Below are 4,993 nucleotides of genomic sequence, written 5' to 3'. Positions count from 1 at the left end.
CGGGTGTGGTGGTGGAGACGCTGCGTCGTGGTGAAGGCGGCCCGGAGCGGTTGGCACGCTCGCTGACCTCGGCTTTCGTGCAAGGTGTGGCGGTGGACTGGGCGGGGTTCTTCCCTCGCGCCCAACTGGTCGATTTGCCGACGTACGCGTTCCAACACAAGCGGTACTGGTTGGAATCGGGGGCAGCGGACGGGGGAGGCTACGGCTGGGGTGCGGCGCCTGGTGGGCACCCCTTCCTGGGTGGGGTGGTCGAGCTCGCCGGCGGGCTGGGCTGGGTGTTCACGGGGCGGGTTTCGCTGGCAGCGCAGGGTTGGCTGGCGGATCACGCGGTGCTGGGATCGGTGATCGTGCCCGGCACGGTGTGGGTCGACATCGCGTTGCGGGCGGGGGCGGTGGCCGGCTGCCCGGTGGTGGAGGAACTGACGCTGCACAGCCCGCTGGTGGTGCCGGAACAGGCCGCCGTACAACTGCAAGTGACCGTAGGCGCTGCCGATGCCGCCGGTGCCCGGCCCTTCGCCCTGCACGCGCGTCCGGAGGGGCCGGCGGAGGACGAGCCGGAGTGGACACAGCACGCCACCGGCACCCTCACGACCGTGACCGCCCGTGCCACGGACGGGCCGGACCTCACGGAGTGGCCGCCCCGGGGTGCCGTACCGGTCGACGTGCACGACTTCTACCCTCGGTTGGCGACGGCAGGCGTCGCGTACGGGCCGGCGTTCCGTGGCGTACGGGCGGCCTGGCGGCGCGGAGACGAACTCTTCGCCGAGGTCGCTCTCGCCGAGGAGTTGGCGGATGGGGCGAGCCAATTCGAGGTGCACCCGGCGCTGCTCGACGCCGCGGTACAGACGCTCCAGGTACGCAGCCCGGCCACCCGGGCCGAAGACGACCCGGGGGCCGTTCCCGAGCCAGCGCGATCCGGTGATGCGCGGGTGGCTTACTCCTGGCGCGGCGTACGCATGTTGACACCGGGCGCGACCCATCTGCGGACCCGACTGCTGCCCACCGGCGATGAATCAATGTCGCTTACGGTGGCCGATGCGGATGGTCAACTCGTAGCAGATATCGACGAATTGGCGGTACGGCGTATCACCGCCGGGCAGATTCAGGCCGCGGGCGGTGTACGTCGGCGTTCTCTCTACCACGCCGTGTGGCGGCCGGTGCCGGTCCCCGACGCGTCGGAGGTCAGGCTCGCCCGCGTTGGGCCCGACGTCGGTGGGGAGAGCACGGAGCAGTACCCGACGCTGGCCGCCCTGGGTGAGGCGGTCGCGGCCGGTGCGGCGCTGCCCGACGCGGTCGTGGTGCGCGCCGAGCAACTGGGGACCGAGGCCCTGCCGAACCTCGGCGACTGGCCCTCCGACGACCGCTTCGCGGACGTACCCCTCCTCGTACTCACCACGCGGACGCTGACCATCGACGGCGACCCGGCTGCCCCCACCCACACAGACCCCACCGACACCGATTCCACCAGTACCGAACCACCAAGCACTGCCCCGACCCACCTGCCAGCTCAGCCACCAACCCACCCCGCGGCTCCCCACGGAGCATCCGGCGCGCAGGCGGCGGTGCGGCGCACCCCGCGTACCGTCCTGGTGGACACCGACGCGGCCGACGCACCGCCGGCGAGCACCCTCCGGGCCGCGCTGACCTGTGGCGCGCAGCAACTTGCCGTGCGGGGTGGGCAGCTCCTGGCACCACGGCTCGCTCGGTACGACGCGCACGGCGCCCCGGTGCCGGCCGCCCGCCGCGCCGCCGGCGACGACCGGGAACAGCAGGGTGTGTCGACGGCGGCAGACCGGCCGGCCGCGGGAACGGTCCTGGTCACCGGCGCGGCCGGCGGCTTCCTCGGGGCGCTGGTGCGACACCTGGTGTCCGTACACGACCTGCGCCACCTGCTGCTGGTGCCACGTGCCGGTGCCGAGTCGGCGGTACGCGAGCTCGTGGCCGAGTTCGTACGGGACGGCTCGGGCGTGTCGGCCACGGTCCTGCCCTGCACAACGGCCGACCACCCCGCGGCCCTCGCCGCCGCACTCGCCGACATCGACCCCGGCGAGCCGCTGACCGGCGTCATTCACGCGACCGACCTGCCCGCCGACCAGCCACCGGCCACCGCCGACGAACCTCCGACGGACACCACGGGCCACACACCCAACACGCCCGACATGCCCGGCACCCACGACACCGAGCCGGCGACGCACTCCGTCGCGACCGGTCTGGCCACGGCCTGGCACCTGCACGAGCTCACCGCGGAACGGCCGCTGGCGTTCTTCGTCACCCTGTCACCCGCAACGGACCTGCTCGCCCTGCCGCAGCAGACCCACCCCGCGGCGTCGAGCCCCGGCTACCACACCCTGGCCGCGCACCGCCGCGCCCACGGGCTACCGGCCGTGTCACTGGCCTGGGGCCCACTGACAGGGCAACCGCAGCCGGCGCCACCCGGGGCCGTCGCCCTCGGCCATGACCACGCCATCGCCCTGTTCGATGCGGCCCTGGCCAGCGGCGCGCGGGCGCTGATCCCAGCCCAGTTGGACCTCGCCGCGCTGCGGGCCAGCAGCCACCCCGTACCGGATGCCCTACGCGACCTGTTGCCGCCGGCGGGCGGCGGGGCCGGCGAGCAGGCCGGTGATGCGGCGGTGGACGCGGACGCCCTCAGGCAGCGGCTCGCCGGGCTCGCCGAGGTGGAGCGGGAACGTGTCCTCCTCGGACTGGTGCGCGGCCACGCCGCCGCCGTACTCGGACACATCGACGTCGCAGAGGTCGGACCTGACCGGGCGTTCAAGGAAGCCGGTTTCGACTCGCTGACCGCGGTGGAACTCCGCAACAGGCTGACCCGCTCCACCGGCGTCAAGCTGCGCTCCACCGTCGTCTTCGACTTCCCCACCGCTGCCGCACTGACCCGACACCTCACCCAGCAACTCGGTGCCGAGCTCTCGCCCGCCGCCCCCGTACTGGCCGAACTCGACCGACTCGAAGACGCGTTGCCCTCGGCCCTCGCCGAGAACGGCACGCGCGACCGGGTCATCGCGCGCCTGAGGGACCTCCTCGCGCGCTGCGACACCGCCGATGGCTCGCCGCCCGGCTCCGCACCCGACGCGGACGACCTCGGCGCGGCCAGCGACGACGAACTCTTCTCCATGGTGGACCAGGGCTTCGAATGAATCAGCGCGCCGCCGACGACTACGACAGTGAGCACGAGGAGTTGAACGTACGTGGCTGAGTCGGAAGACAAGCTCCGCTCCTACCTCAAGAAGGCCATCGCCGACGCGCGCGGGGCCCACCGACGGGTGCGCGAACTTGAGGACCAGCAGCGCGAACCCATCGCGATCGTCGGCATGGCCTGCCGGTTCCCCGGGGGCATCAACACCCCCGAAGAGTTCTGGGACTTCGTACGGAACGGCGGCGACGCCATCACCGAATTCCCCACCGACCGTGGCTGGGACGTCGACGGCATCCTCGACCCCGACCCCGACACGCTGGGCGCGACCTATGTGCGCGAGGGTGGGTTCCTCCACGACGTGGCGGACTTCGACGCCGACTTCTTCGGCATCTCGCCGCGCGAGGCAGCCGCGATGGACCCCCAGCAACGCCTCCTCCTGGAGACGGCCTGGGAAGCGTTCGAACGCGCCGGCATCAACCCGGCCGGGCTCAGCGGCAGCCGTACGGGCGTCTACACCGGCATCAACGGCCTGGACTACCCGGCCCTCCTCGCCAAGACGGCGAAGGGCAGGGACGGCACCCTCGGCATGGCCAACGGCGCCAGTCTGCTGGCCGGCCGCGTCGCATACACCCTCGGCCTTGAGGGCCCGGCCGTCACGGTCGACACAGCCTGTTCGTCGTCGCTGGTCGCCCTGCACCTGGCGGCGCAGGCGCTGCGCGCCGGCGAGTGTGACCTGGCGCTCGCCGGCGGGGTCACGGTCATGGCCACGCCGGAGATCTTCATCAACTTCAGCCGGCAGCGCGGGCTCGCCTTCGACGCCCGCTGCAAGCCCTTCTCGGCCGCCGCCGACGGCTTCATCCTCGCCGACGGGGCCGGCCTGCTGGCCGTCGAGCGGTTGTCGGATGCGCGGCGCAACGGGCATCGGGTGTTGGCGGTGGTGCGGGGTTCGGCGGTGAACCAGGACGGTGCGTCGAATGGGCTGACCGCGCCGAACGGCCCCTCGCAGGAGCGGGTGATCCACCAAGCCCTGGCCAACGCCGGGCTGACCACGGGCGATGTGGACGTGGTGGAGGCACACGGTACGGGCACGACCCTGGGTGACCCGATCGAGGCCCATGCGCTACTGGCCACCTACGGGCAGCAGCGTCCGGCGGGGCGGCCCCTGTGGCTGGGTTCGGTGAAGTCGAACATCGGTCACACCCAGGCCGCGGCCGGTGTGGCCGGTCTGATGAAGATGGTGCTGTCGATGCAGCACGACATGCTCCCGCACACCCTGCACATCGACGCGCCGTCGCCCCACGTGGACTGGTCGGCCGGCCAGATCGAACTGCTCACCCGCCCCACCCCCTGGCCCCGCACCGACCGCCCGCGCCGTGCGGGCGTCTCCTCCTTCGGCGCCAGCGGCACCAACGCACACGTCGTCGTCGAGGAACCGACGGACGCGGGCGCGGACGAGGCCCAAGCCCCGATGCCTGCTGTGGCAGCGGCCACCGCTGCGGGGCCGGTCGGGTTGGGTGGGTTGGTTCCGTGGGTGGTGTCGGGTCGTTCGGCGGTGGGGTTGCGGGAGCAGGCGGGGCGTTTGGCGGGGTGGATGGGGGAGCGGTCTCGTGTGGGTGTGGGTGTGGGTGTGGGTGTGGGTGTGGGTGATGTGGGGTGGTCGTTGGCCGTCGGGCGTGCGGTGTTGGAGCACCGTGCGGTGGTGTGGGGGCGGGATGCGGGGGAGTTGGTTGCGGAGCTGGAGATGGTGGCTGGTGGTGGGGCGGATGGTTCGGTTTCTGGTGTGGTGCGGGACGTGTCGGATGTGGTGTTGGTGTTTCCGGGGCAGGGTTCGCAGTGGGT

General features: G+C 72.3%; 1 protein-coding gene and 1 pseudogene. Both read left to right on the top strand.

All coding sequences use genetic code 11. From position 1 onward, the window contains the following. On the top strand, positions 1-3,155 hold a 3,155-nt coding region (locus ACMA1D_RS31825), incomplete at its 5' end, for a polyketide synthase dehydratase domain-containing protein (RefSeq protein ID WP_414727449.1). A 54-nt stretch (positions 3,156-3,209) separates the two neighbouring features. After that, positions 3,210-4,993, top strand: a pseudogene (locus ACMA1D_RS31820) (type I polyketide synthase); the annotation flags it as partial.

It is taken from the genome of Streptomyces sp. 796.1 (assembly GCF_047525675.1).
In the GTDB taxonomy this organism is placed as follows: Bacteria; Actinomycetota; Actinomycetes; order Streptomycetales; family Streptomycetaceae; genus Streptomyces.
Note: the sequence above shows the minus strand (reverse complement) of the source record. Positions and strands in the feature narration are given on the sequence as shown.